The 4,978-nt window shown below is 37.6% G+C and carries 5 protein-coding genes; 3 read left to right on the top strand and 2 right to left on the bottom strand.

What is annotated here, in order from left to right; translation table 11 throughout:
- The 3 genes from ABIQ28_RS13330 to ABIQ28_RS13320 all read left to right on the top strand — a co-directional run.
- Nucleotides 1-1,206: MATE family efflux transporter (locus ABIQ28_RS13330; RefSeq protein ID WP_348038117.1), on the top strand; the 1,206-nt coding region annotated here is incomplete at its 5' end.
- 119 nt (nt 1,207-1,325) lie between these two features.
- Nucleotides 1,326-1,553 (top strand): hypothetical protein, encoded by a 228-nt coding sequence (locus tag ABIQ28_RS13325; protein WP_348038115.1) that lies wholly within the window; start codon nt 1,326-1,328, stop codon nt 1,551-1,553.
- Entirely contained in the window at nt 1,553-2,134 is a 582-nt protein-coding gene (locus ABIQ28_RS13320) for a phosphatase PAP2 family protein (protein WP_348038113.1), read from the top strand. The genes ABIQ28_RS13325 and ABIQ28_RS13320 overlap by 1 nt, the downstream gene beginning before the upstream one ends.
- Here ABIQ28_RS13320 and ABIQ28_RS13315 read toward each other — a convergent pair.
- Both ABIQ28_RS13315 and ABIQ28_RS13310 read right to left on the bottom strand, forming a co-directional pair.
- Nucleotides 2,131-3,012 (bottom strand): YegS/Rv2252/BmrU family lipid kinase, encoded by an 882-nt coding sequence (locus ABIQ28_RS13315; protein WP_348038111.1) that lies wholly within the window; start codon nt 3,010-3,012, stop codon nt 2,131-2,133. The two genes, ABIQ28_RS13320 and ABIQ28_RS13315, sit on opposite strands and share 4 nt — an antisense overlap.
- A 258-nt stretch (nt 3,013-3,270) precedes the next feature.
- Nucleotides 3,271-4,632, bottom strand: coding sequence for an acyl-CoA dehydrogenase family protein (locus ABIQ28_RS13310; RefSeq protein ID WP_348038109.1), 1,362 nt, complete (start codon nt 4,630-4,632; stop codon nt 3,271-3,273).
- Between the last annotated feature and the right edge of the window lie 346 nt (nt 4,633-4,978).

Below are 4,978 nucleotides of genomic sequence, written 5' to 3'. Positions count from 1 at the left end.
TTGGGGATTGGTTTTTCTACAGCAATTACGCCTTTGGTGGCAGAAGCGGATACAGAAAAGGATTTTGCAAAGGGAAAATCGGCATTAAAACATGGCTTGTTTTTGTGTACAGCCTTGGGGATTGTGTTGTTCGCGTTACTTCTTTTGGCAAAACCATTGATGCTAATTATGGATCAACCTGAAGAAGTAGTGGCATTAGCCATTCCTTATTTGGATTTGGTGGCGTTTTCATTGATTCCACTCATCGTTTTTCAGGCCTTTAAACAATTTAGCGACGGATTGTCCTTGACAAAATATCCGATGTACGCTACCATTTTAGCTAACTTGATTAATGTGTTGCTCAATTATCTTTTGATTTTTGGGAAGTTCGGATTTCCGGAATTGGGGATTGTTGGAGCGGCTATAGGGACTTTGATTTCTAGGGTCGTGATGGTTTTTTTCTTATGGTGGTTGTTGAGAGCACGTGAGAAATCGAAGGCTTTTGTTACCGACATCAAGATTTTTGTTTTGGAATCGCCTATGCTCAAAAAGATCATAAATATTGGGTTGCCAAGTGCCATGCAAATGTTTTTTGAAGTGGCTATTTTTACTTCTGCCGTATGGCTTAGTGGTACCTTAGGACAAAATCCGCAAGCGGCAAATCAAATCGCTTTAAATTTGGCGTCCATGACCTTTATGGTCGCATCAGGATTAAGTGTGGCCGCGATGATTCGTGTCGGCAATCAAAAAGGACTTAATAATTTCACGGAATTGCGACGTATTGCCATTTCTATTTTCTTGTTGGGCGTTGTTATTGCAGTGGTTTCTGCGGTTGTATTTTTCTTATTGCATAATGTCCTTCCAACGATTTACGTGGATTTAGATGATCCTATCAACGCTATTGACACGAGAGAAGTAGTAGCCATTGCGTCCACCCTACTTTTGTTGGCTGCTATTTTTCAGATTAGTGATAGTTTGCAGGTCGTTGCCCTCGGCGCCCTTAGAGGTCTTCAGGATGTCAAAATTCCGACAATTTTGACCTTTATATCCTATTGGGCTATCGGATTTCCTATTAGTTATTATTTTGGAAAAGAAGAGGCGTTAGGAAGTACTGGGATTTGGTTAGGGCTTATCGCCGGACTAACGAGTGCCGCCATATTATTGTTCATCAGATTTAATTATTTGACCAAAAAACTCATAAAGTCGGAAGTGCCTAAAATGGCTTAAGTTTAGAACTTAAAGTATTTGAAGTACCTTGAGTACTTAAAGTTAGTTTGACGATTGGATTTTTGAAAATAGTGATAACTTTGCACACTTTAAGTACTCATAACTCATAACTTCAAAACATGGAACTACCAAAATTCATCCTCGGCGATAACACAGATTTTCCAGATGCTATTTACATCATTCACACTGAATTTCCTCGATTCATATTAAATTTAGAGGATGACGAAGTAGAGTGGATGGAGGAATTTGATGAACATGATGAAAAGGAAATCGCTTCTGGTACAGAGAATTTGATTCAGGAGGCTACAGATTTTTACGACCGAGAAATCGAAAGATATAATGAATAATGATTGATCAAATATTACAGTGGGATACTGAGGTTTTTATGTTTTTGAACGGCTTGGGAACATCCTCCTGGGATTTGTTTTGGTTAATCTATACCTCAAAATTCACTTGGATTCCATTTTACGCTTTACTCCTTTATCTGATTTTTAGGCAATTGCCGTTAAAAGCATTTTTTACAACTATTGTTGTGGTTGCCTTAATGATTGTGGTTGCCGATCAAACCTCCAATCTTTTTAAAAACGGATTCCACAGATTGAGACCATGCCATTTAGCAGAATTGATGGAGACTATGCGTCTCGTTAAATCATATTGTGGCGGTCAATATGGATTCTATTCTGCGCATGCTTCCAATACGATGGCGGTGGCGTTTTTTATTGGGTTGACTTTAAAAAAACGCTTTAAGTATTTACTGTATATCATGATTGTTTGGGCAATCTTGATGAGCTACAGCCGTATTTATATTGGGGTACATTATCCTTTGGATGTTCTTGTGGGAATGATTTTTGGTGTGATCACAGGAACGATTTTTTACAAACTCAACGGTTATGTGATCCAAAAATTTAATTTCAATTCGAAGGATTAGGCAATAACGTGAAGTGATTTTTCCAACAAGGAAATGTTAATGGCTTCGCTATTGATATTGAAAAACTCGCCATCAATTTGACTTTCATACACCTTTTTATTGGCTTGATGAATTTTGATGGCATTGGCTTGATAGCATTTTGCTTCCTTAATCAAATGGTGTTTTTTAATCAAGATTAAAAACCCAAAGTAAAGCGACTTTAACCGTGATATTTTTGAAACGATAAGCACATCCAACAAGCCATCTTGTAAAGACGCCATGGGTGTTAAACTGATTTTATAGCCCATTTCATTGGAGTTGGAAATAAAAACCATAAAAGGATTGGTTTGAATCTTTTCGCCGTTTATTTCGACCGTTATTTCATTTCCATAATTCAAATCTTTTAAAGCTTTTAAAGTTGATTTGATATAGCTGAGCAATTTTCTTTGGTTGGAATTTTCATAATGTCTAATCACTTGCGCATCAATGCCAATACCTGTATTGCTAAAAAAATAATGTTCGTTGATAAGGCCAACATCAATTTTCTTCACGCTTTTTGTTTTTATAAGAGCGATGGCACTTTCAATAGTTTTTGGTATTTTTAAATTGGAGGCCAATCCGTTTCCTGATCCTAAGGGGATAATACCTAAAATGATGTTCGTATTTACTAAACACGAGGCCACTTCATTTATGGTGCCATCGCCGCCACAGGCTACAATAATGTCGGCATCTTCTGTGATGGAAGTATGAGTTAGTGCTTTGGCATGTTTCTTATAATCAGAATTTTTTATGGTAATCGCATAGTCTTCCTTTTCAAAGAAATTTTCCAAAAATTCTCGACTTATAAGATGGTTGCCAGAACCAGCTGCAGGATTCACTATAAAGTGTATGTTTTTCAAATAATTTTCCTTTAATTTTTAGATTCTGAATACTTCATGGACAGTCTTGTAAGTGGGAAAGTGAGGTCTGTAGCAAAAGTCTGAAAAGTCAGCGAAAGATATTAATTTAAAGACATAATTTATCAAAAATTTAAGAATGTAAAATATTACAATCGACCATTTGTAAATGTTTTATGATACCATTTCTACAGATGTTAAATGCTTGCGATTATGAATGAATATGGTCGATAATGTTCCATATTATAAAATGTGTATTTTTTATACAAACGCACTATAGCCGGTAATTGCTCGCCCCACAATTAAAGTGTTTATTTCTTTAGTGCCTTCGTAAGAATAAATGGCTTCCGCATCGGCCACAAAACGTGCTACATTATATTCCAACAAAATACCGTTGCCGCCCATAACTTCCCTTGCCTGACTCACGACGTCGCGAGTTCTCAAAGAACAGAATACTTTTGCCAAGGACGCATGTTCGTCGGTTAGCAAGCCTTGATCTTGTAATTCAGAAAGACGATAGACCATCGTTTTCATAGCGGTTAAATTGGACAACATTTCTACTAAATGGTTTTGAATCAATTGAAACGAGGCGATTGGTTTGCCAAATTGTTCACGTTTTTTGGTGTATTTCAGTGCGTTTTCATAAGCACCTCTGGCGCAACCAACCGCTTGCCAAGCAACGCCAGCTCTGGTCATGCGCAATACTTTGGCGGTATCTTTAAACGAATTGGCATTTTGAAGGCGGTCTTTTTCTTGAATTCTGCAATCTTTTAAAGTGATGATGGCATTCTGAACCGTACGCAACGCCATTTTATCTTCAATTTTTTCGGTTGAAAATCCTGGCGTATCTTTTCTTACCAAAAAACCTTTCACCTTGTTGGTTTCTTCGTCTCTTGCCCAAATAATGGTGACGTCCGCAAAGGTGGCATTTCCAATCCATTTTTTTTGGCCGTTCAAAATCCATTCGTCGCCTTCCAATTTGCAAGTGGTTTCCATTCCGCCGGCCACGCCACTTCCTATATTAGGTTCGGTTAAACCAAAGGCACCGATCAGTTCCATTTTTTGCATTTTTGGCAACCATTCTTCTTTTTGCTCTTCGCTTCCGCAGAGGTAAATCGAACCCATGGCCAAGCCGCTATGTACTCCGAAAAATGTCGAAATCGAAACATCCACGCGCGCCATTTCTTCGGCAATAATTCCTTCCATAATAAACGGAAGATCAGGACAGCCGTAGCCGCGATAAGCAATTCCACAAATATTCAATGCGGCCAACTTGGGAATGATTTCCATGGGGAATTTGGCTTTTTTCCAATAATCGTTCGCAATCGGTTCTATTTCTTCTTGCATAAACGTGCGGACTTTCATTTGAATGGCGCGCTGTTCTTGTGTGAGTTTTAAATCGAGATCGTAAAAATCGCCATCAATAGGAGGGAGTTGGTGTTGGCCTTTTTTGCTTTTTTCAGTCAGCATTTTCATGAGTCCGTCGAGTTGTTTATCATCTAATTCGCCCACGGTTTTCATGATTTTAGGTAAATCAATCTTTTCTGAAATTTTGCTTAAATCGGCAAAATCAACTTCTTTCATCAAATTGATGACGGATTTTATTTTATTGAATAACTGCATAATGCGCTTGAGTTTTTAGATTAATTGTTGAAAAGTTAGTCATTTCCTATAAATTAATGAGAATCGAAGTGTGCATTAACAGACTTTTTAACGCGGTAGAAATCGAAATCGAAATCGAAATTGAAATCGAAATTGAAAATGAAGTTGAACTCGAAATCTGAAACTTTGAATTTTGAACTTTTTCTCTCGCAAAGTCGCAGAGACGCAAAGTAACCGCGTAGAAGTTAAAACGAAGAAGTGTTTAGGTTTTAAACTTAAAGTAAAATGCGTATTAAGTTGCGGCCTTAGCGAAAAAACCTTGTGTCCTTAGCGTTTAAATAAATACAATTCCTAACCGCAAGGAGCG

The sequence above is a fragment of the Gelidibacter sp. genome, assembly GCF_039916245.1.
Lineage (GTDB): Bacteria > Bacteroidota > Bacteroidia > Flavobacteriales > Flavobacteriaceae > Gelidibacter.
The sequence above is the reverse complement of the archived record's forward strand: the minus strand, read 5'-3'. Positions and strand labels throughout refer to the sequence as shown.

Excerpts from the sequence above, each read along its gene's own strand:
- ABIQ28_RS13320 (WP_348038113.1), top strand. The coding sequence starts at position 1,553 with ATGATTGATCAAATATTACAGTGGGATACTGAGGTTTTTATGTTTTTG.
- ABIQ28_RS13310 (WP_348038109.1), bottom strand. The coding sequence starts at position 4,632 with ATGCAGTTATTCAATAAAATAAAATCCGTCATCAATTTGATGAAAGAA.
- ABIQ28_RS13325 (WP_348038115.1), top strand. The coding sequence starts at position 1,326 with ATGGAACTACCAAAATTCATCCTCGGCGATAACACAGATTTTCCAGAT.